This is a genomic window from Streptomyces sp. NPDC057950, from assembly GCF_042887295.1.
In the GTDB taxonomy this organism is placed as follows: domain Bacteria; phylum Actinomycetota; class Actinomycetes; order Streptomycetales; family Streptomycetaceae; genus Streptomyces; species Streptomyces kaempferi.
Genome location: NZ_JBHVPP010000001.1, coordinates 913,643 through 935,710, shown reverse-complemented (window position 1 = coordinate 935,710; position 22,068 = coordinate 913,643). Strand labels below are relative to the sequence as shown.

General features: G+C 71.1%; 18 protein-coding genes. 5 read left to right on the top strand and 13 right to left on the bottom strand.

The genetic code is table 11. The features are described from left to right. Positions 1-115: 115 nt before the first annotated feature. From ACFVTC_RS04145 to ACFVTC_RS04125, 5 genes are all read right to left on the bottom strand, one after another. A complete protein-coding gene (locus tag ACFVTC_RS04145; RefSeq protein ID WP_390123670.1) occupies positions 116-1,939 on the bottom strand; it encodes an alpha-galactosidase D in 1,824 nt (607 codons plus the stop codon). Between the two features lie 39 nt (positions 1,940-1,978). Continuing rightward, entirely contained in the window at positions 1,979-2,887 is a 909-nt protein-coding gene (locus tag ACFVTC_RS04140) for a carbohydrate ABC transporter permease (protein WP_390123779.1), read from the bottom strand. Positions 2,888-2,895: 8 nt separating this feature from the next. Beyond that, entirely contained in the window at positions 2,896-3,870 is a 975-nt protein-coding gene (locus ACFVTC_RS04135; protein ID WP_390123668.1) for a carbohydrate ABC transporter permease, read from the bottom strand. A gap of 26 nt (positions 3,871-3,896) precedes the next feature. After that, positions 3,897-5,210, bottom strand: coding sequence for an ABC transporter substrate-binding protein (locus ACFVTC_RS04130; protein ID WP_390123666.1), 1,314 nt, complete (start codon positions 5,208-5,210; stop codon positions 3,897-3,899). A 170-nt stretch (positions 5,211-5,380) separates the two neighbouring features. Next, positions 5,381-6,559: an ROK family protein gene (locus ACFVTC_RS04125; RefSeq protein WP_390123664.1), complete on the bottom strand. Its 1,179-nt coding sequence runs from the start codon at positions 6,557-6,559 to the stop codon at positions 5,381-5,383. Positions 6,560-6,741: 182 nt separating this feature from the next. On the opposite strand from ACFVTC_RS04125, the gene ACFVTC_RS04120 reads away from it, so the two are divergent. Beyond that, positions 6,742-8,853 carry an alpha-galactosidase gene (locus ACFVTC_RS04120; protein WP_390123662.1) on the top strand — a complete coding sequence of 704 codons (2,112 nt, stop codon included), beginning with the start codon at positions 6,742-6,744 and terminating at the stop codon, positions 8,851-8,853. Between the two features lie 181 nt (positions 8,854-9,034). Here the strand turns inward: ACFVTC_RS04120 and ACFVTC_RS04115 are convergent, their stop codons facing one another. Then, entirely contained in the window at positions 9,035-9,691 is a 657-nt protein-coding gene (locus ACFVTC_RS04115) for a hypothetical protein (RefSeq protein ID WP_390123661.1), read from the bottom strand. Positions 9,692-9,864: 173 nt separating this feature from the next. Here ACFVTC_RS04115 and ACFVTC_RS04110 point away from each other — a divergent pair, with 173 nt between their 5' ends. Beyond that, positions 9,865-11,166 (top strand): glycoside hydrolase family 64 protein, encoded by a 1,302-nt coding sequence (locus ACFVTC_RS04110; protein WP_390123660.1) that lies wholly within the window; start codon positions 9,865-9,867, stop codon positions 11,164-11,166. Positions 11,167-11,215: 49 nt separating this feature from the next. Here ACFVTC_RS04110 and ACFVTC_RS04105 read toward each other — a convergent pair whose 3' ends face one another. Together ACFVTC_RS04105 and ACFVTC_RS04100 are read right to left on the bottom strand one after the other, a co-directional pair. Beyond that, a complete protein-coding gene (locus ACFVTC_RS04105; RefSeq protein ID WP_390123658.1) occupies positions 11,216-12,334 on the bottom strand; it encodes a sulfite oxidase in 1,119 nt (372 codons plus the stop codon). 92 nt (positions 12,335-12,426) lie between these two features. After that, on the bottom strand, positions 12,427-13,092 hold the full coding sequence (locus ACFVTC_RS04100; protein WP_390123656.1) for a TetR/AcrR family transcriptional regulator: 666 nt from the start codon (positions 13,090-13,092) through the stop codon (positions 12,427-12,429). A gap of 128 nt (positions 13,093-13,220) precedes the next feature. Between ACFVTC_RS04100 and ACFVTC_RS04095 the strand changes: the two genes are divergently transcribed. Together ACFVTC_RS04095 and ACFVTC_RS04090 are read left to right on the top strand one after the other, a co-directional pair. Beyond that, on the top strand, positions 13,221-13,784 hold the full coding sequence (locus tag ACFVTC_RS04095) for an NAD(P)H-dependent oxidoreductase (RefSeq protein WP_390123654.1): 564 nt from the start codon (positions 13,221-13,223) through the stop codon (positions 13,782-13,784). Positions 13,785-13,898: 114 nt separating this feature from the next. Beyond that, a complete protein-coding gene (locus ACFVTC_RS04090; protein WP_390123652.1) occupies positions 13,899-14,576 on the top strand; it encodes an AIM24 family protein in 678 nt (225 codons plus the stop codon). 54 nt (positions 14,577-14,630) lie between these two features. On the opposite strand, the gene ACFVTC_RS04085 is transcribed toward ACFVTC_RS04090, so the two are convergent. The 3 genes from ACFVTC_RS04085 to ACFVTC_RS04075 all read right to left on the bottom strand — a co-directional run bounded on the left by ACFVTC_RS04085 (position 14,631) and on the right by ACFVTC_RS04075 (position 18,868). Then, positions 14,631-16,412: a M4 family metallopeptidase gene (locus ACFVTC_RS04085; RefSeq protein WP_390123650.1), complete on the bottom strand. Its 1,782-nt coding sequence runs from the start codon at positions 16,410-16,412 to the stop codon at positions 14,631-14,633. Positions 16,413-16,745: 333 nt separating this feature from the next. Next, positions 16,746-17,798: a polyprenyl synthetase family protein gene (locus ACFVTC_RS04080; RefSeq protein WP_390123648.1), complete on the bottom strand. Its 1,053-nt coding sequence runs from the start codon at positions 17,796-17,798 to the stop codon at positions 16,746-16,748. After that, positions 17,795-18,868 (bottom strand): tetratricopeptide repeat protein, encoded by a 1,074-nt coding sequence (locus tag ACFVTC_RS04075; RefSeq protein WP_390123646.1) that lies wholly within the window; start codon positions 18,866-18,868, stop codon positions 17,795-17,797. The genes ACFVTC_RS04080 and ACFVTC_RS04075 overlap by 4 nt, the downstream gene beginning before the upstream one ends. 441 nt (positions 18,869-19,309) lie before the next feature. Here ACFVTC_RS04075 and ACFVTC_RS04070 point away from each other — a divergent pair, with 441 nt between their 5' ends. Further along, on the top strand, positions 19,310-19,936 hold the full coding sequence (locus ACFVTC_RS04070) for an alpha-ketoglutarate-dependent dioxygenase AlkB (RefSeq protein ID WP_390123644.1): 627 nt from the start codon (positions 19,310-19,312) through the stop codon (positions 19,934-19,936). 63 nt (positions 19,937-19,999) lie between these two features. Here the strand turns inward: ACFVTC_RS04070 and ACFVTC_RS04065 are convergent, their stop codons facing one another. Beyond that, the gene (locus ACFVTC_RS04065) at positions 20,000-20,617 is read right to left on the bottom strand and encodes a TetR family transcriptional regulator (RefSeq protein ID WP_390123643.1); all 618 of its coding nucleotides are present in this window, start codon (positions 20,615-20,617) and stop codon (positions 20,000-20,002) included. Then, positions 20,614-22,059, bottom strand: a complete 1,446-nt coding sequence (locus ACFVTC_RS04060) for an MFS transporter (protein WP_390123641.1) — start codon at positions 22,057-22,059, stop codon at positions 20,614-20,616. The genes ACFVTC_RS04065 and ACFVTC_RS04060 overlap by 4 nt, the downstream gene beginning before the upstream one ends. Positions 22,060-22,068 lie beyond the last annotated feature (9 nt).

Genomic DNA, 22,068 nt, shown 5'->3' with positions numbered 1-22,068 from the left:
GTGGTGCACTCCAAATCCGAGAACGGCTCGTGCGGGAACGACGGCTGCGGACCGTCGACGTCGGGCTGGTCCCCGCGGGGCCCGGGGCGTGTCACCGGGCCCCGCGGGAAGCCGGTCAGACGGACTGCGGAACGACGATCCTGTCGATGTCGGGTGCGTATCCGCTGCCGCTGTCGAAGGTGATGGTGTTGGAGCCCGCCTTCAGGGCCAGCTGCACACTGACGGTCTCGGCCGTACCCCAGTCACCCGTGGACGGGAACTTCAGACTGGTGCCGTTGCCGCTGTTGGACAGGACGGTCACCGAGCGGGGGTCGCCGCTGACGTAGGCCACCTTGACGGTGTAGATCCCGTCCTTCTTCACGGTGACGTCGTTGATCCGCACCTTGCCGCCGGTGTACAGGTTGCCGACCTTCTTGCCGCCGGAGCAGGCGTCGCATCCGGCGACGGAGGCGTTGCCCGACAGGGTGTTGGCGGTCGCCTCGGCCTCGTAGCTCGTGGTCGTGAGCGAGCTGCCACCGGGCTTGACGGTGAACAGCCGCGAGCCGTGGGCCGGCAGCGCCTCGGTGATCTTGTTCTTGTGGGTCCCGAGGTCCGCCTTGTTCCACAGGTCGCGCACCGAGGCGTTCCCGCTGAATCCGAAGGACGCCCAGTCCGCGGTGACGGAGGCCGGCGAGTCGCCGAGGTTGAACAGGGCGACGGTGTAGCTGCCGTCGGGGTTCTTGGCCCCCCAGACCTGCTGGTCGCCGACCGGGGTGACCGGACGCGCGACGGGCGAGTCGTTCTGGTCGACGGCGATGACCTCCTTGTTGGTCAGCAGGGAGACGCCGTAGCTGTCCAGCTTGGTGATGTCGTCACCGGTGAACAGCGGGGACTTGTTGATGGCCCACAGGGTCATGTAGCTCTGCCGCTCGGCCTTGGTGAGGCCGTCCATCTCGCCGTTGCCGACGTCGATGGCGTCCAGGTCGTTCCAACCGCCCGGGGCCGCCTTGCGGCTCCACGCCGGCGCGTCGTCCCACCGGTCGTTGACCGAGTTCTCCCAGGTGACCAGGGTGTTGCAGTAGCACTCGACATCCGTGTCGATGCGCCAGCCGTTGGAGTACTGCTTCCAGTCGGCGGCGTGCCCGATGTCGAGCGACCAGGAGAGTTCGAGGTGGATCGGGCGCCCGGCGGTGGCGATGGCCTTCTGCCAGGCGGCGACGTCGGCGACGTTGTTGTAGTTGTCACCGGACTTGAACGACCCCGGACCGACTCCGTCCAGCTTGAGGAAGTCGTAGCCCCAGTCGGCGAACTGCTGGGCCTGCGAGTCGATGTACTTCTGCGCACACGGGTTGTCGAAGTCCAGCTTGTAGGCGTTGTCCCAGCCGTTGGTGGTGCGCAGGTCCGAGTAGACGACGTCGACGGTCGTACAGCCCGGGGCGTTCCAGACCGGGACCTTGCCGTCTCCGTAGGCCCCCTTCTCCAGACCGACCGGCAGGTAGATGCCGGCCTTGAGGCCCTTGGAGTGGATGTGGTCGGCGACCGACTTCATGCCGTGCGGGAAGCGAACGGGGTCGGGGGTCTGCCGGCCGTACTGGTCGAAGCCGGTCTTCCAGCTCTTGTCCATCCACCAGCCGGCGTCGATGTTGACGTGGTCGTAGCCGTACTTCTTGAGCTTGGCGGCCAGGGCGTCCGTCTGCTTCAGGACGTTCGCCTCGGTGAGGTAGCTGTAGTCGCCGTCCGGGTTGAGGCCCGGGTACTTCGACGACTGCATGCTCCAACTCGACCAGCCCATGTAGGGCTTGGCGGCCACGGAGGGCGCCGCCTTGGCGGGGGCGTGGCCGGCGGCTGCCGGGCCGGCGTGCGCGGCCGGTGCGGTGGTCGCGATGCCCGCGGTGAGGGCGAGGACGACCATGCCTCTCAGGACGCGTGTGGGCAGGACGGGGTACGAGGATGACCGCATGGGTCGTGCCTCCTGGGAGTGGGTTCAGGGTGGGGCGGCTCAGCCCTTGCCCGAGCCGATGGTGAGTCCGCTGATGAACTGGCGCTGGAGCGCGAAGTACACCAGCAGCGTGGGGATCGCGGTCATCAGGGCGCCGGCCGCGATGAGGTTGGGATTGGTGAAGTACTGGCCCTGCAGGTTGGCCAGGGCGGAGGTGACGGGGCGCTTGTCACCGGTCTCGATCAGCGCGAGCGGCCAGAAGAAGTCGTTGTAGATCCAGATCGATTCGAGGGTCGCCAGGGCCGCGAACGCGGGGCGGCACAGCGGCAGGACGATCTGGAAGAACTGTCGCCACACCGGGGCGCCGTCCACGAGCGCCGCCTCGGAGATCTCCTTGGGGATCGTCTTCATGTAGTTGCTGAGGACGAAGGTGCAGAACCCCGACTGGTAGGCGATGTGGATGGCGATGATGCCCCACACCGAGTTGTAGAGCAGCAGCGAGTCGCTCATCCACTCCGGCAGCGGGACGAGGAGGTAGAGGCGGTAGAGGGGAGTGATGAGGACCTGCGCCGGGAGCAGGTTGCCCGCGGTGAACAGCATCAGCAGGACGATGTTCCAGCGGAAGTCGAAGCGGGAGACGAAGAAGGCGACCGCCGCCGAGAACAGCAGCGTGCCCAGGACCGCGGGGACGGTGATGAGGACGGAGTTCCAGAAGAAGTGCGGCATCCCGGACTGCTGCCAGGCGTCCGTGAAGTTGCCGAGGCTCAGACTGCGCGGCCACGACAGGTAGCCGTGCTTCGCGGTGTCCGAGTACGGCCGCAGCGAGGTGTAGACGGCCCAGAGCAGCGGGACGAGCCAGAGCAGGGCGATGCCGGCGAGCATCACGTGGCGGCCGGTCTGGCGGCGGGGCCCCTTGCCGGTCCCCGGCGGCTCGTGCGGGGCCGTGGTCCCGGCGCCCGGCCGCGTCATGGTCGTGGTCACCGGTCCTCCTTGCGGAAGGTCTGGACGAGGAAGGTCCCGATGGCGGCGAGGGAGACCAGGAGCAGGACGACCGCGAGGGCGGAGCCGTAACCGATGTGGCTGGACTCACCGATGATGTTGTCGGTGATGAGCAGCGAGAGCAGTTCCATGCCGGGTTTGCTGCCGACGCCACCGCCGAGGACGTAGACGATGTCGAAGGCCCGCAGGGACTCCATGACCGTGACGACCAGGATGATGATGTTGACCGGTTTCATGGCGGGGAACACGACGCGCAGGAAGGTCTGCCGGCCGTTGGCGCCGTCGAGCGCCGCGGCCTCCTTGAGCGCCGGGTCGAAGCCCTTCAGGCCGGCCAGGTAGAGGATCATGATGTACCCGGTGTGCCGCCACCCCGAGGCGACGAGGACGGCCCACAGATTGAGGTCGGCGTTGCCGAGCCAGTCGATGTGGTGACTCGAACCGGCCGCGCTCAGCAGGCCGTTGAGGAGTCCGGTGTCGGGGTTGTAGATGATCTCCCAGATGAAGCCGACGACGGCCAGGGAGAGGACCATCGGCAGGAAGATCGCGGTCTGGTAGATCCGGGTGAAACGGATCTTCCGGTCGAGCTGGTAGGCGAGGAAGATGCCGAACGGTGTCGGCAGCAGGGCCGTGAACAGCAGCCAGATCACGTTGTGCCGCACCGCGGGCCAGAACGGCGGGTAGTTGGTGAAGATCTGCCGGTAGTTGTCCAGGCCGATCCAGTGGATGTCGGCCAGGTCGATGCCGTCCCAGGTGGTGAAGGACAGCCCCAGGGAGGCCAGCGCGGGCAGCCAGACGAAGAAGAGCAGGGCGGCGAGCGGGATGCCGATGGCGACGGTCAGGAAGATCCGGTCGCTGGGACCGAGACGGCGGGGGCGGGTGGGGGGACGCGTACGGGGACGGTGCGGCACGTCGGGGGTGACGGGTGCGGCGGGCGTGACGGGGGTGGAGGACACGGTGCGGGAGACCTTTCCGGTCCTGGTCAGGCCGTGAAGAAGCGCGAGCGCTGGGATTCGATCTTCTTCAGTGTGCCGGTGCCGTCGTCGGGGTGGCCGAGCCACTGGGTGAGGCCCGGGAGCACGACGGTGGAGATGAAGCCGGGGTCGCTGTCACGGTCCGCGAACTGGCTGATGTGCTTGGCGGAGGCGATGAGGTCCGCGGACTTCTTCTGCAGCGCGTTGTACGAGCCGGTGTTCGCCTGCTCGTTGACGGCGAGGTTGCTCGGGTCGACGCCCATGTACAGCTCCTCGGCGTGGGCACCCCCGAGGAACTCCAGGAACTTCTTGGCGCCGTCCGCGTTCTTGGGCCTGCGGCTGAGCATGAAGCCGTCGGTGGGGGCCTCGACGGCGTCCTGGCCGTGGGCGGAGTCGATCTCGGGGAAGGGGAAGAAGTCGATGTCCGCGCGGATCGTCTCGTCGGTGATCTGCTGGCCGAGGAAGAGACCGATGACGGCCATGCCCGACTTCTTGTCGAGCAGCGACTGCGCGGCGTCCTGCCAGGACCGGCCGCCCGCGCCCTGCTGGTAGTAGGGTGTGAGTTCGCGCCAGTGGTCGAGGGTGGCGACGGCGCGCGGGTCGGTCCAGGAGACCTTGCCGCGCATCAGCGACATGTGGAAGTCGTAGCCGTTGGTGCGCAGGTTGAGGTAGTCGAAGGCGCCGAGGATGCTCCAGGCGTCACCGCCGCCGTATCCGGAGGCGATCGGGGACAGGCCGTCCCGCTTCATGCGCTTGGCGAGCGCGACGAACTCGCCCCACTTCTGGGGGACTTGGTAGCCGCGTTCCTTGAAGACGCTCTTCCGGTAGAAGACGGCCCACGGGTAGTTGTACAGCGGAACGAAGTAGAACTTTCCGTCCTCGCCGCGGGAGAGCTGCTTGGTGGCGTCGCTGAAGCCGGCGCCTATCTTGTCCCACACGTCGTCGAGCGGCGTGCAGAGCTTCTTCTTGGCGAAGTACTGCATGCGGTATCCGGCGAACCACGTGAAGACGTCGTCCGGGGTGCCCTGCAGATAGGTGGAGATGCTCTTCTGGAAGGTGTCGTGGTCGACGGTGTTCGTCTTCACCGTGAGACCGCTGTCCTTGCCGAACGCCTTGGTCAGGGCGGCGTAGGCGGACTTGGGGGTGGCGTCGGCGCCGTTGGAGCCGAAGGTGACCGTCTTCGGGTCGGCCCCCGCTCCCCCGCCGCACGCGGTCAGTACGGGCGCGGCCAGTGCGGCGGCGCCGAGTCCGAACAGCCCGCCGACGACCCTGCGCCGGCCGGGATCACGCGCAGCCAGGGGATTGCGGCTCTGCTGCGTCATCGTCGCTCCTCATGCGTGTCAGTACGTGATGATCTTCAGTGCGTGTCTGCTGTCGAACGGTCGGGACCCGGCACGAGTCCGTGGTCGATGCGGGTGCGTGGTCGATGCGGGTGAATGGCTGATGCGGGGGACGGCACGTGCGCGGGTGGTCCTCGGTGCGCGCCCCGTCCTCAGTGCGCTTCCGATGTGATGAAGGACTGGATCGCGGTGGCCGCGGCCCCGCGCGCCCACTCCTCGAAGGGCAGCGGGCGGGTCTGTACGTCGCACATCGCGGCCGACCCGAAGGCGGCCGCGCCGAACGCGTCGCGGATCTGTTCGGCGAACAGGTCGTAGGCGGCGAGCCCTTCGCCTGAGATGATCACCCGCTCGGGGCCGAGGAGGTTGGCGACGGTGGCGATGCCCCGGCCGATCGCCTCGCCCGCTCGGGCGTACACCTCGCGCGCTCCGGGGTCGCCGTCGTGGGCCAGGTCCAGTGCCGCGGCCGCGTCGGCCACCCGCACCCCCGTCACCTCCCGGACCTGGGCGACGATCGCCGAGTCCGAGGCGATCGCCTCGACACAGCCGCGGTTGCCGCAGTGGCAGAGCGGACCGGCCGGGTCGATGGCGACATGCCCGATCTCACCGGCCACGCCGTGGGCTCCCGCGACCACCCGGCCGTGCACGACCAGACCGCAGCCGATGCCCGCGCCGACCGTCACCAGGGCGAAGTCGGACAGCCCCACCCCGGCGCCGAACCACTGCTCGGCCACGGTCAGGGCCCGTACGTCGTTGTCCACGGTGACCGGAAGTCCGGTGGTCATCGCGGCCAGTTCGGCGAGCGGCACGTCGCGCCATTCCAGGAACGGCGAGTAGCGCACCACTCCGGCCGAGCGGTCCACATCGCCGGAGACGGCGATGCCGATGCCCTGGACCCGCACCCCGAAGCCGTCGGCCTCCGTCAGCAGCTCCTGGACGAGCCCCGCGGTCGAGGCCAGCACCGACCTGGGCGCCCGGGACGTGAGCGACACGTGCCGGGCGACCCTGATGCGGCAGCACAGGTCCGTGAGAACGGCGATGAGTTCGTCGCCCGTCACCTTGATCCCGATGAACAGGGCCCTGCCTCCGTCGACCCGCACCGGGTTGGCGGGCCGTCCGAGAACGGGCTGCCGCGCGTCCTCGGCGACGTCCTCCAGGAGGTAACCCGCCTCGATGAGGGGACGGACCGCCTTGGTGACCGCCGCCGCCGACAGCCGGGTCCGCCCCGCTATCTCCGACCGCGTGAGCGGACCGTGGGACAGCACGGTGGTGAAGATCTGGGAAGCGGCCGGCGTATGGGCCGGGAACGCCTCGGGGGGAGAGGTCGAGCGCATGGCCGGAACCTAGGGTCATTATTTTCTGCTGTCAATGAAAGAAACAGGATTCGCCTGAGGATGCTCGAGGAGATGCCTGTGACCTGCGAATGCAAAACCTGGATGGGTGGTTGACACGTGATCCATGGTCGCGGTTGGCTTTCGCTCGTCTCGTACGTGGCACCGTCTGAACGTGAGGACCCATGTCGCCGATCTCCTTCGCCCCGGACACCGGGGTCTGGCTGCTGTCCACCCCGCGCACCTCGTACGCGCTGCGGGTCGACGAGACCGGGGCGCCGTGCCACGTCGCGTGGGGCCCGCGGCTGACCCTGGAAGAGGCCGAGCGGATCGCCGCCGTCCCCCCGGCCGCAGCGGCCAGCAGCTTCGAGGGCAGACCCGGGGTCGGGGAGGAGCTCCCCGTCGACGGCGGGACCCGTTACGGGCCACCGTCCCTGCAGGTCGGGTTCGAGGACGGGTCCCGCGCCTTCGAGTGGCAGCCGGCCGGCCACGACGTGCGCGAGGGCGAGCTGACCCTGTCGTTCCGTGACCGCCGCTACCCCCTGCGGGTGGAGCTCCACTACCAGGTGCGCGACAACACGGACGTCATCGAGCGCTGGACGGTCGTGCGCAACCTGGGCGACGAGCCGGTCACCCTGCTGCGCGCCGACTCAGCCGCGTGGACCCTGCCGCTGCTGCGGGACTACCGGCTCGGCCATGTCACGGGCCAGTGGTCCGCCGAGAGCCGGCTCCACCGGGACCGACTGGCCCACGGTGAAACGGTGTTGACCAGCCGTCGCGGGATCACCAGCCATCACGCGAACCCCTGGGTGATGCTCGACTCGGGCGAGGCGACGGAGGACCACGGCCGGGTGTGGAGCGCCGCCCTCGCGTGGAGCGGGAGTTGGCGCGTCACCGTGCAGCGCACCCCCGACGGGCGGGCCGGGTTCACCGGCGGAATCGGCCACGACGGTACGACCGTGCCGCTCGCGCCGGGCGAGGAGTTCACCGCTCCCCCGTTCGCGGGCCTGTGCACCGACGGCGGCTTCGGCGCGGCCAGCCGCGCCTGGCACGCGTACGTCCTGGCGCATGTGCTGCCGCACGCGCGGGAGGACGCGCCGGTGCTCTACAACTCCTGGGAGGCGACCGGCTTCGACGTCGACGAGGCCGGCCAGAAGGCCCTGGCCGAACGCGCCGCCGCGCTCGGGGTGGAGCTGTACGTCGTCGACGACGGGTGGTTCGGGGCGCGCCGCAGCGACCACGCGGGGCTGGGCGACTGGACGCCGTCGGCCGACCGGTTCCCCGACGGGCTCGCGCCCCTGGTCCGCGCGGTGCACGGTCTCGGGATGCGCTTCGGCCTCTGGGTGGAGCCCGAGATGGTGAATCCGGACAGCGACCTGTACCGCCGACACCCCGACTGGGTCCTGCACTTCCCCGGCCGGCCCCGCTCCGAGCTGCGCAACCAGCTGGTCCTCAACTTCGCCCGCCGCGAGGTCGCCGACTGGGCCTACGAGTGGCTGACGCGGCTGGTCGGCGACCACGGCATCGACTTCCTCAAGTGGGACATGAACCGCGCGTTCAGCGAGGCGGGCTGGCCCGGACAGCAGGACGGCACGGACCGCCTCGGACCGCAGTACGTGCGCAATCTCTACGGTGTTCTCGACCGTCTGCGCGCGGATCATCCGGCGCTGCGGATCGAGTCGTGCAGCGGCGGGGGCGGGCGGGTCGACCTGGGCATTCTCGCCCGCACGGACCAGGCGTGGGCCTCGGACAACACCGACGCCGCCGACCGGATGTGGATCCAGCACGGCTACGGCCAGGTCTACCCCGCGCGCACCATGGGCGCGTGGGTGACGGACGTGCCCAACCAGCTCACCGGGCGTACGGTCCCGCTGCGGTTCCGCTTCCATGTCGCGATGGCCGGAGCGCTGGGCATCGGAGGTGACCTCACCCGCTGGTCCGAGGACGAACTACGGGACGGTGCCGCCCTGGTGGCCGACTACAAGGCGGTGCGCCACCTGGTGCAGCACGGCCGGCTGGACCGGCTCGCGCCGCCCTCGGAGGACTCCGACGCCGTCCTGCAGTACACCGCCGGGGACGCCTCGGAATCGTTGCTGCTGGCGTACCGGCGGGTGGCCCGGCACGGCAGCCCGCGTCCGCCGGTCCGGCTGCGCGGCCTGACCCCGTCGGCCCGCTACCGCGACACGCGCACCGGCGCGGTGCACCACTCGACCGTGCTCGGGGAGTACGGGCTCGTCCTCGATCTGCCGCCGGGCGACTGGTCGAGCACGTCGGTGCACCTGGTCCGGGAGGCCTGAGCCGGGAGCGGGCGGCTCCGAGCGGGTCCTCGGCCGGGTCGGGAACGGACCCGAACCGGATCACCCGCGGGGCCGGAACCTGGAACCGCGGAACCGCGGAACTGCGGAACCGCCCGCGGGCCACGTGCCGCGGGCTGCGGGCTGCGGGTCGCGGGCTGCGGCACGCGGGTCGCGTGCCCGGTCAGTAGCGCTGGGCCTGCGTCAGACGCGGGGTCAGCTGGGGTGTGGTGGGCTGCCTGCTGATGGCGACGGGCTGGGCCCGTTTGCCCGGTTGGAGGTTCTCCGCACCCACGAAACGGGTCTCCACGACCTTGCCCTTCGCGTCCTCGAAGTCGACCCGCACGGCGTACGACGCCTTCTTGTCCGTCTTGTTGGTGATGCTCACGAGCACCGCGAGCAGCCCGCCGGTCTGCCCCCTGGGCAGACCGGTCATCGCGACCTCGGACCTCGCGTTCCCGCCGCCGTGGACCTTCTTCAGCTCGGCCTCCGCCGCCGCGCTCGCACGGGCGGTGTCGGCCGAGACCGACGCCGCGAACTCCGACGCCGCGGCGGACAGGGACGAGGCCGCCGCCGACGCCGAGGACCGGGCGGAGGCCACGGCCGACGAGGCGGCCGACGCCATGGCGGACGGCGGGCTGCCGGAGAACGACCCCGTGACCGGCGCCGAGGGGCGGGCGCTCGCCGACGCGGCGCCGTTGCCGTTGCCGTTGCCGTTGCCGTTGCCACTGTCCGTGCCGCACGAGACGAGCGCGGCGCCGCAGGTCAATGTGGCCAGGAGGGCCGCGCCCGTACGGGTTCGGCTGCCCCGTCGGGAGTCACCGTAGGTGCGTCTGCTCATGAAGCTCGTCCTCTTCCTGCCGGTCCGGAACCCGGTCCACGGGCCTGTTCCATGCTCCGGGCCCATCGCCGCGTCCGCGATCGCTGCTGACCCGTTGGGGTGCTCCGCCCGGCGGAGGTCCGCGTCCCGGCCGCCTGAGGTTGGACCGGACCAGTTCTGTGTGAATCGTTGACATGTACTCCACCCGCCGCAATTCTGAGAGCGCTCTCAAAGAATCCGGACGGCTTCCGTCCGCAGTGCTCCACCTCGTTGGAACCCCCACGTCAAGGAGGAAGAGAGTGCACGGAAAACGCACATGGCGGGCCTTGGCGGTGGCCGCGGCCACCCTCACCGCGGCGCTGCTGACCTTCGGGGCGCCGTCCGGGGCCGAAGCGGCCGTCCCGGAGACGATCCCGCTCAAGGTCACCAACAACTCCGGCCGCGGCGACGCGGTCTACCTCTACGATCTCGGCACCCTGCTGTCGACGGGACAGCAGGGCTGGGCCGACGCGAACGGCACGTTCCACGCCTGGCCCGCCGGAGGCAATCCGCCGACACCGGCTCCGGACGCGTCGATCCCCGGACCGGCGAACGGCCAGACGAAGACGATCCGCATCCCCAAGTTCTCCGGCCGGATCTACTTCTCCTACGGCCAGAAGCTCGACTTCCGGCTGACGACCGGCGGCCTGGTGCAGCCGGCCGTGCAGAACCCGAGCGACCCCAACCGCAACATCCTCTTCAACTGGTCCGAGTACACCCTCAACGACTCAGGGCTGTGGATCAACAGCACCCAGGTCGACATGTTCTCGTCCCCCTACGCCGTGGGGGTCCAGCTCGCCGACGGGAGCACGAAGAACACCGGTCACCTCAAGGCCGGCGGCTACACCGGGTTCTTCAACGCCCTCCGGGGGCAGCCGGGCGGCTGGGCGAACCTGATCCAGACCCGGTCCGACGGCACCGTCCTGCGGGCTCTCGCCCCGGGCCACGGCATCGAGTCGGGCGCGCTCCCGGCGACCGTCATGGACGACTACGTCAACCGCGTGTGGCAGAAGTACAGTTCGTCGACGCTGACGGTGACTCCGTTCGGCGACCAGCCGAACACGAAGTACTTCGGGCGCGTCTCCGGCGGCGTCATGAACTTCACCAACAGTGCCGGAGCGGTCGTCACCAGCTTCCAGAAGCCCGACTCCGACAGCATCTTCGGCTGCTACAAGCGGCTGGACGCCCCCAACGACCTGGTGCGCGGACCGATCTCACGCACCCTGTGCGCGGGCTTCAACCGTTCCACGCTGCTGGTCAATCCCAACCAGCCGGACACCGGTTCGGCCGGCTTCTACCAGGACACGGTGACCAACCAGTACGCCCGTAAGATCCATGCGCAGATGGCCGACGGCAAGGCCTACGCGTTCGCCTTCGACGACGTCGGCAACTACGAGTCGCTCGTCCACGACGGCAACCCCCAACAGGCCTACCTGGCACTGGATCCGTTCAACTGACCGCGCTCCGGGCGGCCGGTGGCACACGAGCCCCCGGCCGTCCGGGAGTTCAGTCGCGCTCCACACACAGGACGGGAATGCTCTGGACGAGGTTGTTGGCGAACCCGCCGCGGTTCCAGGGCTGTCGCACCGGCTGGGTGTTGCCCTCGGCGTCGGTGGCCCGCACGCTCAGCGTGTGCCGCCCCGGCGTGGCCGTCCAGGCGAACCGCCAGCGCCGCCAGGCCCAGCGGTGGCCGCCGTCGGGTTCCAGCTCCGCCTCCCGCCACTCCCGGCCCCCGTCCGCGCTCACCTCCACGCCGGTCACCGGCGCCCACCCCGACCAGGCTCGCCCCTCCAGGGGCACGGCTCCCTCCCGGACCACCCGGGCCCGGGACATGAAGTCGGGAAAGCCGGGCGGCACCAGCAGGGCCCGCGGGGCGATCCGGGTGACCGGCTCCCCGACCTCACCGGCGTCCTGGCGCAGGCGATAGGCCGCCACCTGCTGGAAGCCCTCGAACGGTATGTCGATCACCGTGATCCCGCGCAGCCACTTCACCTGGGCCATCCCGTACCAGCCGGGGACCACCAGCCGCAGCGGGAACCCGTGCTGCGGCGGCAGGGGGCCGCCGTTCATCGCGTACGCCACCAGCACCTCGGGGTCCTCCCCCAGGGCCGCGGCCACGGGCAGCGCCCGCTGGTAGTCCTGCTCCACCCCGCGCTCGACCCCGTGGTCGGCGCCGGTGAACACCACGTCCACGGCGCCGGCTCCCACCCCGGCCTCGGTGAGCAGCACCCGCAGCGGCACACCCGTCCACTCGGCCGTGCCCACCGCCTCGACCAGCCACGGCTGGCTCACCGGCCGGGGCGTCAGCAGCGCCCGCCCGTTGCCCGCGCACTCCATGGTCACCCGCCGGGTCACGGCGGGATACGAGGTCAGCTCGGCCGTCCCGAACACCCGCGGTCTCCGTACCCGCCCGCCGATCGAGAGCGTCCAGGGGGAACCCTCGGCGTACGGGATGTCGTAGTGCGTCAGCACGTAGTGCAGTCCGGGCGGGGTGACGTCGTAGCGCAGGGCCTCCAGGGGCAGCCCGTGATTCCGGGCGGCGAGAGCCAGCTCCTGCCGGCTGATGTCCTCGCCGGGGCCGGCCACCCTCGCGGGTCCGCTCACCTCGTCAAGGTGATGTCCCATGCCCGTATTCTCCGCCCGGACGGCGGGTGGGGCCAGGGCGTGGCCGCCCCCTCCCTCCCGTGGACGCGAAGTGACCTGTGCCGGGACGGCTCTCAGGCCCGGAACGGCACCGGGCAGGTGCTCCGCTCCACCAGGTCGTGCCAGCCCGACTCCAGCCGCTCCACCGTCATCCCGCGCTGCCGGGTCAGATGGAGGATCAGCGCGGGTTCGAGATAGCCCATGAGCGTCTGCGCGAGCAGTTCGCCGTCCGCGGCCGGGACGGCCTCGCGCAGCAGCATGGCGACGTGGGTGAAGCGGACGCGGTACGGGGCGGAGTTGAAGCGGCGGGAGGCATCCGGTTCGGCGGCGATGTACAGATCCAGCCGGTCGCAGGTCTGGCGCAGCGCCCCGCAGCCGAAGGCGTGCAGCCGGTCGGCCGGTGAGGCTCCCGGGCCCAGCGGCGGGGGGCCCTGGAAGAAGGCGGCCTGGAACTGCCGCTCCGTGTGGTCGAGCAGCGCCATCAGGAGGCCGGTGCGGTCGCCGAAGCGCCGGAAGACGGTCCCCTTTCCCACGGACGCTGCGGCGGCGACTGCCTCCATCGTCACGTTGGCGACGCCGCGCTCCTCCACCAGTCGGGTCGCCGCCTCCAGCAGCCGGGCGCGGTTGCGCGCCGCGTCGGCGCGCAGCTGCGGGCCCTCGGGCCCGGACGTCAGCTCCAGCAGTACGGGCTGGGTGGCCGGATCCGGTCCCTTCGGGAAGGGCGGCAGCGGGGTGGGCATGAACACAGCGTAACGGCAACCGGGGACAACTGGACCCCGGTCCGCTTGGGTGATACAACCTTGAACAGACCACCAAACGGACCTCGGTCCGTTTTATTACGGCATTATTTCGTCCCCGGGAGTTCCCCATGTCCGTTCGTATCCTCGCGCTCGTCGGCAGCCTACGCGCCGGCTCCCACAACCGTCAGCTCGCGGAGGCGGCCGTCAAGCTCGCCCCCGAGGGCACGGAGATCGAGCTGTTCGAGGGCCTCGCCGAGGTCCCCTTCTACAACGAGGACCTCGACGTCGAAGGCGGTGTCCCGGCCGCCGCCGTGGCGCTGCGCGAGGCCGCGGGCCGCGCCGACGCCTTCCTGCTCTTCTCGCCGGAGTACAACGGCACGATCACGGCCGTGCTGAAGAACGCCATCGACTGGCTGTCCCGCCCCTACGGTGCCAGCGCCTTCACCGGTAAGCCGGTCGCCGTGGTCGGCACCGCCTACGGCCAGTTCGGCGGCGTGTGGGCGCAGGACGAGGCCCGCAAGGCCCTGGGCATCGCCGGCGCCACGGTCCTGGAGGACGTCAAGCTCTCGGTTCCCGGCTCCGTGATCCGCTTCGCCGAGACCCACCCGGTCGACGACACCGAGGTCGCCGGCCAGCTCGCCGAGGTCATCGGCCACGTCACCGCCGCGGTCGGCACCGCCGACGCCGCCTGACGACCCGCCCGAAGGGCCGGGCCAGCAGCGCCGGGCCGGTCCTTCGCGTGTCAGCGGCCGGCGGCCCGGTCCACGATCTTGGCGGAACGGCACCCTCCGGGCCAAGATGCCCGCATGAAGGGTGATCTTTTCTCCAGTGAGCACATGGTGCAGCCCGCCGTCGCGCCGGGCATGACCGTCCAGAACGCCAAGTCGATCAAGTACGCCGTCAACGGCGACATGCTCGCGCGCCAGGGGGCGATGATCGCCTACCGGGGCAACCTGCAGTTCGAGCGCAAGGGCCAGGGCGTGGGCGGCATGCTCAAGCGGGCGGTCACCGGCGAGGGGCTTCCGCTGATGACCGTGCGGGGGCAGGGCGAGGCATGGTTCGCGCACGAGGCGCAGAACTGCTTCATCGTGGACATCGAGCCGGGCGACGTCTTCACCGTCAACGGCCGCAACGTCCTGTGCTTCGACTCCACGCTGTCGTACGAGATAAAGACCGTGAAGGGTGCGGGCATCACCGGCGGCGGTCTGTTCAACAGCGTGTTCACCGGGCACGGCCGACTGGGACTGATCTGCGACGGGAACCCGTTGGTCATCCCCGTGTCCCCGCAGCAGCCGGTGTTCGTCGACACCGACGCGGTCGTCGGCTGGACCGCCCACCTGCACACCTCCCTGCACCGGTCGCAGTCCATCGGCTCGATGATCCGCGGCGGCTCCGGCGAGGCCGTGCAGCTGAAGCTGGAGGGCGAGGGCGTGGTCGTGGTGCGCCCGAGCGAGGTGACACCGCAGAAGACGCAGCAGCACTGACACCAGGACGGTGAGGGGGCCCCGCGGCACGGCGGGGCCCCCTCGCGTATTCCGTCAGCGCCTGGCGGCGGGGGCGTTGGCGGTCGTCACGTTGACGGCGGCCCACGCCCTGTCCACGGCCCGGTACTCGGCACCGGTCGCGCCGTACATGTCGGCGGCGGCCTTGAGCGTGGCGGTCCGCGCGTCGTGGAAGTCGGTCGTGGAGACCATGTAACGGGTCAGCGCGCGATAGAAGATCGCGGTGGCCTTGGCCCGGCCGATTCCGGTCACCGGCGAACCGTCGTACGTCGGCGACTCGTACTTCACGGTGCCGATCGTCTTGCGGCCGCTGCCCTCGGCGAGCAGGTAGTAGGCGTGCGAGGAGACACCGGAGCCCGCGTGGACCTCGGTGTCGTAGGCCGCCGGCGACCAGTAGTCGATCGTGCCCTCCAGCTTGTCCAGGGAGGGGTGGTCGAGGCGGCGCAGGAACTTCTGGGCGAGACCCAGTTTCTCGCCCATGAGGTAGTTCGGCGGGTTCTTCGGGTTGTTCGCGGTGAACTCGACGTTCGAACCGAAGATGTCGGCGAGCGACTCGTTGAGGGCGCCCGCTTCGCCGTACTGGTTGCCGTCCCGGTCCACCCGGGTGGGCTCGAGGGCGGCGGTGGCGTCGACGACGCCGTGGGTCAGTTCGTGCCCGGTGACGTCGAGGACGACGAGCGGCTTCTTGAACATGTCGCCGTCACCGTCGCCGTACAGCATGCAGCCGCACGTCGAGTCCCAGAAGGCGTTGCCGACCTTCTTGCCGAAGTGGACCATCGCGCGGGCACCGGTGCCGTTGTTCTTGATGCCCTTGCGGCCGAAGGTCTTCTTGTAGAAGTCCAGCGTCTTGGTCACGCCGTACTGCGCGTCGACCGCGACGGTGGCCCGGTCGGCGGTCGTGCCCGTGCCCCACTTGTCGGTGGTGCTGGTGAACTTCTTGCCCCGCGTGAAGGATTCCAGCTCCCGGCCGCCTGCGTCCCGGGTCTCGGTGTTCCACCGGGTCGGGTCCTTGAGGAGGTAACTGGTGCGCGCGGTACGGGTGGTGGTCAGCGTCACCTTCCCGACGAAGAGGGACGCGCCGCTGCCGGTGGCGGTGACCGGGTAGTGGACCGCTGCCGCCGTCGCCGCGAAGAGACTGGCAGGCCGCGCTGCGGTGCCCGTCGCGGGGTCCGCCGTCTCGCCCCGCTCGCGCAGCTTGTCCCGCAGGGACGGCGAGATGAACTCGTCGCTGTCGGGGTTGTTGCTGCGGATCCGGCCGGTCCGCGCGTCCACGACGACCGTACGGGAACCGCCGGCCGACGTGGTTCCGCTGCCCGTCACCCGCACCTGATAGGCCAGGGCGGCCGCGCCGTCCCGGGCGTCCACGACGAGTTGAGCGGTACCCGCGTCGCCCTCGGCGGCCGCGGCGGCCTTCCGCTCGGCCTGCCCGGCCGTCAGCTTCGCCTCGGTGGTGGACGGCTCGACGCTGCGGTCGGCGGCCCGGGTCACGCCGAGATAGGCCGACTGCCCGCCGAGATGGATCACGAGGTCGCCGCCGAGCACCGGAAGTCCCTGATGACTGCGGACGAAACGGACGTGCCGCTTGCCGTCCGGGTCCGTCATGACGTCCGTCGCCCGCAGGGTGTCGCCGGGGCCGACCCCGGTGGCCGACGCGTGGGCGAAGGCGGCGGCCCGCGCCACGTCGACCGGAGAGGAGGCGGAAGTCGCCTGGCGGGCGGGCGAGTCGGGGGCCGCAGCGAAGGCGGGGCCCACCGGGAGCGTGGCGGCCGTCGTCACCACGACGGCGATCGCCATCCGGCGTATGTGGGGTCTACGCACTGAGTTCCTTCGAACAGAGGCGGCCGGCATCGCCAACCGCCTTGGCACACGGCGGAGTTGATCGCCGTGGGGGCTGTCGGGCCCCGAGGCGAAAGCCTCACCGATTCACCATGTCCATGTAAAGGAAGAAGATCCCTTTCACGAACTTCGAGGTGATCTCTTTACGAATGTTCGCTTTTCGGTAACCACGGCGTGACCTGTTGTGCGTCTCCCGAACAGATGAGTGAGAGCCGGGAACGGTTGCCTCGCGAGGCGCGCAGACCGGTACATGTGACCGACGTCGCAGCGCCTCCGGCGCGGCCCGCAGCGGGCGGAGCCGGAGGCGACGAGGTGTCAGATCGCGCGATGGGCGAGCGAGGAGAGCACGGTACGCAGGTCCCCGGCGGGGCGCGGAGCCAGCGAGGCGCCCGCCAGGAGGGCGTCCGCCGCGGCGAGGTGCCGGCGCGCCTCGCGCAGCGCCGTGGAACGGCCGCCGGCCCGTTCGACGAGGGCCGCGGCCCGGCGCAGCGCGGTGTCGTCGAGGCCCCCTGGGGAGGCGAGGAGTTCGGCGAGCGCGCGGTGCCCCGGTGCCGCGAGGGCGGCGAGGACCGGGAGGGTCTTCTTGCCCTGCCGCAGATCACCGTGGACCGGTTTGCCGGTGACGGCCGGGTCGCCCCAGATGCCCAGCAGGTCGTCGGCGATCTGGAAGGCCACGCCGAGATGGCGCCCGGCGCGGTCGAGCGCGGCGGCCGTCTCGTCCCGCGCTCCGGCGAGTCGGGCCCCGACCGCCAGCGCGCACCCGAGCAGGGCGCCGGTCTTGTGCTCGGCCATCACCTCGTACTCCCGCACCCCCACCGCGTCGGGCCCGGTCCACGGACGCCGGGCGAACAGCAGGTCGTCCGCCTGCCCCTGGACCAGGTCACGCAGTGCGGTGGTCAACTGCCGCACGGCCGCTCCGGAACGCGGGGGCGAGGGCGACGTCGTGAGGGTGTCCACGGCCAGCGCGAACAGCGCGTCACCCGCGAGGACGGCGGGACCGGTGCCGTACGCCTTCCACACCGCGGGGCGCCCGCGGCGCAACGCGTCGCCGTCCATGATGTCGTCGTGCAACAGCGAGAAGGTGTGCACCAGTTCCACGGCGACCGCCCCCGGCACGCCCTCCTCGGCGGATCCCCTGACCGCCTCCGCCCCGAGGACGGCGAGTGCCTGCCGTACGCCCTTGCCCTGGCGGTGGGCCGCGGGTGCACCGCCGACCTCGCAGCGGCCCAGTGCGTAGCCGGCCATCTCACCCACCCAGGGATGCAGTCCGCCGATCGCCTCCGCGAGGGCCGGGGCGACCAGTTCCCGGCAGCGGTCGAGGATCTCCGGGGCGCCGGGCGGCGCGTGCAGGGCCGTGGAGGTCGTCATCGGGCGGCCGCCTCGTCCGCGTCCGCCTCGCCCGCCACCGGTCCGGCCGTACAGCCGAGTTCCGTCCGCGCCCGCTCGACCATCTCTCGCGCGTGCCGCAGTCCGATGCGTTCCAACACCCGTGCGAGATCGGCGAGTTCCGCCTCCGTCTCGGCGCGGTCGCGGCCGAGGCGGGCCAGCGACTTGGCCAGTCCGAGCCGGGAGAGGGCCCGGCCGCGCGGCTCGCTCATCTCCTCGAACTCCGCCAGCGCCTGGGTGTAGACGTCCCGGGCCTCCTCGTAACGCCCCGCCCGGTAGAGCACGTTGCCGCGCATCTTGTGGTTGTAGGCGAGTGCGCCGGAGAGGTTCATCGCGCGGCAGGAGACCTCCGCCTCACTCAGCAGTTCCAGCGCGCGGTCCGGGTCCCGGTCGCGTACGGAGACGATGTCCGCGAGACCGCGCAGGGCCCAGGCATGGCCGCGCCTGTCCTCGGCGCCGGCGGCGATCCCGGCCGCCTCCTCGAACAACGCGTACGCGGTGTCGTACGCGCCGGTGTTGCGGTGTATCTGCGCGATTCCCTCCAGCGCCCACACGGTGTGACGGGCCTCGCCGCGCACCCGGGCCTCGGCCAGGAGCTGCTCGTGCAGGGCCGTCACGGCGGCGTAGTCACCCTGGATGCGCCCCGTCTCGGCCAGCCCCGCCAGGGAGTAGCCACGCACGACCACATCCCCCGCCCGGCCGCCGAGTTCGGCGGCCAGCCGCAGCAGCCGCCACGCGAGCGGGAAGGCACCGCGCTGCCGGGCCAGGGTGCCGCCGCTCCACAGCGCCCACGCCATGGCGCCGGTGTCACCGGCCGCGCGGGCGGTGCGGTAACTCGCCTTCCACGCCCGGTCCGCGTCCGCGACCTGCCCGAGGCGGCGATGCGCCTCGGCGACCGCGAGACCCGAGCGGGCCGCTTCGGCGCGGGCGCCCGCGCGTTCCGCCGCACGCAACTGCTCGGTACCCGCGGCCAGCACGTCGGTCAGCGAGGAGTTCACGGACAGGGTGGTCAGAGCGCCCTGGTACTCAGGGGCGAAGGCTTTGCCGTACATGGATGCCTTTCGGTCTGCCACCGGCGGGCCGGCGCCTGTCCGGCCGCCCGGTGGGACGGAGTGTGGGGGGGGCGGCGGCGCGCGGTGTCCCGGCTCCACGCATGGCATGGACACACACTCTATACACGCGATGTATACATAATGCGTATAGTGCGCCGGATCTCCACCGGTGAATCCCCGGCCCACCATGGTCGACGCGCCGCCCACCCGTCGTCGATCAAGACGGCGTCGACGCGGGCGAGGTTGCCTGCCACCGCCGAGAAGACGGAACCGGCCCCGGCGTGGGTGCGGTCGGCGCCCTCCCCTGGACGGCTCGGGACGACCTGGCCGTCCAGGGCGAGCCGTCCTCGCGACCCCCGCCGGGACCGAGACCGGGACCCGGCCGCCATCACGGAACCGACAGAATGGAACGCGCATTCGATTACGGAGTACGCTGGACGCATGTCCACGCATCTCCAGGGCTCGCTCTTCGACCAGACCGACGAGCTCCACCTCGCTCCACTGAACGCGACGCGCCGCACCGCGCTGGGCGCCGGGGCCTGGATCGACCTGCTCCCCGGATGGCTCGGCGGGGCCGACTCTCTCTTCGAGCGACTCGTCGCCGAGGTGCCGTGGCGGGCGGAGCGGAGGCAGATGTACGAGCACGTGGTGGACGTACCGCGGCTTCTCTCGTACTACGGGGCGGGCGACGCGCTGCCCCACCCGATCCTCGACGAGGCGCGGGCCGCACTGTCGGCCCACTACGCCGACGAACTCGGCGAGCCGTTCACCACCGCGGGCCTGTGCTACTACCGCGACGGCCGGGACAGCGTGGCCTGGCACGGGGACCGGATCGGCCGGGGCGCGCGGGAGGACACCATGGTCGCGATCCTCTCCGTGGGCGCCCCGCGTGACCTGCTGCTGCGCCCGCGCCGCGGCGGGGACACGGTGCGCCGCCCCCTCGGCCACGGCGACCTCATCGTGATGGGCGGCTCCTGTCAGCGGACCTGGGAGCACGCCGTACCCAAGACGGCACGTGCGGCCGGACCACGGATCAGCGTCCAGTTCCGCCCGCACGGGGTGAACTGAGACCGCGCGTCCGCTCCCGCACCCGACCGGTGGCGTCCCGCGCCGGGCGGACCGGCGACGCGCTCACGGCGTCAGCAGGGCCTGCACGGTCGGGCCGTAGCGCTCGACGATGTCCTCGATCGCGGTCGCCCGCAGCCGGGATCCGCGCGCGATGCCGTACATCACGCCGAGTCCCAGCAGGGTGGCGACGGCGAGTTCGGCGCGCAGGCCCGCGTCGGGGCCCTCGAGACGTACGGCCAGCTGATCACTGACCTGCGTACGGAAGTTGGCGCGCAGTATGTCGCCCTGTTCGCCCTGGAGCGGGGCGAAGACGATCCGCAGGACGGGATCGGCGCCCCGCTCGGTCTGGCCGACCAGCAGATGGCGGACCATGTGCGGGCCGAGATCCTCCAGCGGCGCGTCCAGCAGGGCGGCCGCGTCCGTCTCGAAGGACATCACCCGCGCGAACAGCGCGTCCTTGTTCCCGAAGTACTTGAGGATCAACGGCGCGCTCACACCGGCCCGGTCCGCCACCGCCTTGAGCGTGATGTCCGTGTGCGCGTGGCGCGCCATGAGGTGACGGGCCGCGCGCAGGATCGCCGCCTTCGTGGCCTCGGCGTCACGGCGCTGGAGGCCGTTCGGGGCCTGGAGGCCGTTGGGGGCCGCCGCCGGTCCGGGAGGCGGGACGGACACGGTGCTCACGCTCCTTCCAGTGCTCCGTCCCGGGGCGCCTCCGTGGCGCCCGAGGCACGCCGGGTGCCGCGGGACGGAGGGTCCGCGGGGATGGCGAGGGAGGCGGCGCAGGCCACCAGGGCGACCGTACCGGCCATGGCGAAGGCCAGCAGGTAGCCGTGCAGGGTCGGGATCGGGGCGCCGCCGATCAGGCTCGTGTGGTGCACGAGGATCGCGGCCACCGCGGCACTGCTCACGGCCTGGCCGATGGTGCGCATGAGCACGTTGACGCCGTTGGCGGAGGCGGTCTGCCGGGCGGGGACGGCCCGCAGGATCAGGGTGGGCAGCGCGGAGTAGGCGAAGGTCGTGCCCGTCGCGCAGACCGCGGAGCCGAGGACGACCACCCACAGGTCGCGGCTGTCGAGGATGCGGATGCCGTAGCCGAAGGCGATGATCGCGGCGCCTATCGCCAGCGTCACCCGGGCGCCGCGGGCCGCCGACACGCGTGCGGACACCGGGGAGAGCAGCAGCATGGTCACCCCGCCGGGCAGCAGGCACACGCCCGTCGCGACGATGGACAGACCGAGTCCGTAACCGGTCGCCTTGGGCGCCTGCACCAGTTGCGCCGTCACCAGGGAGTTGGCGTAGAAGGCGAATCCGGTGAGGAGCGCGGCCACGTGCGGCAGGGCGACCTTGGGGCTGGTGGCCAGCTTCAGGTCGACCAGCGGCCGTTCGGCGCGCAGCTGCTGCGTCCACCACAGACCGAGGACACCGACGCTGCCGGCGAACAGGCCCAGGATCGTGGGACTGGTCCAGCCCCACTCGCCGCCCTGCGACACGCCCATCAGCAGGCAGGTGAGCCCGACTGCCAGACCCAGCGCGCCGAGACTGTCGAAGCGGCCCGGTTCACGGACGGGCGACTCGCGCACCGCCCACCAGGCCAGTACGGTCCCGAGGGCGCCGATCACGGTCGTCCCCCAGAACATGACATGCCAGTTGGCGTACTGGACCACCATCGCGGCGAGCGGCAGCCCGAGGGCGGCGCCGATCCCCACGGTCGAGCTCATCAGCGCCACCGCCGAACCCGTGCGCTCGGGCGGCAGTTCGTCCCTCAGGAGACTGATCGACAACGGCACGACGGCGGCCGCGGCACCCTGCAGGGCACGCGCCACGATGAGCACCCGGATGTCGGACGTGAGAGCGCACATCAGCGACCCGACCGTCATCATCGCGAGGGCGATCAGCAGGACGCGCTTCTTGCCGTACATGTCGCCGGCCCGTCCCAGGACGGGGTTCAGGACGGCTCCGGTCAGCAGCGTCGCCGTCACCATCCAGGACACCGCGCCCGCCGACGCGCCCGTCAGCCGCGGCAGGTCGGGGAGCAGCGGCACCACGACCACCTGCATGACGGCCATGAGGCTCCCGCCGAGCGCGAGGACCGGCACGGTCAGCCGGTCACGCAGTGCCGCCATGAACACTCC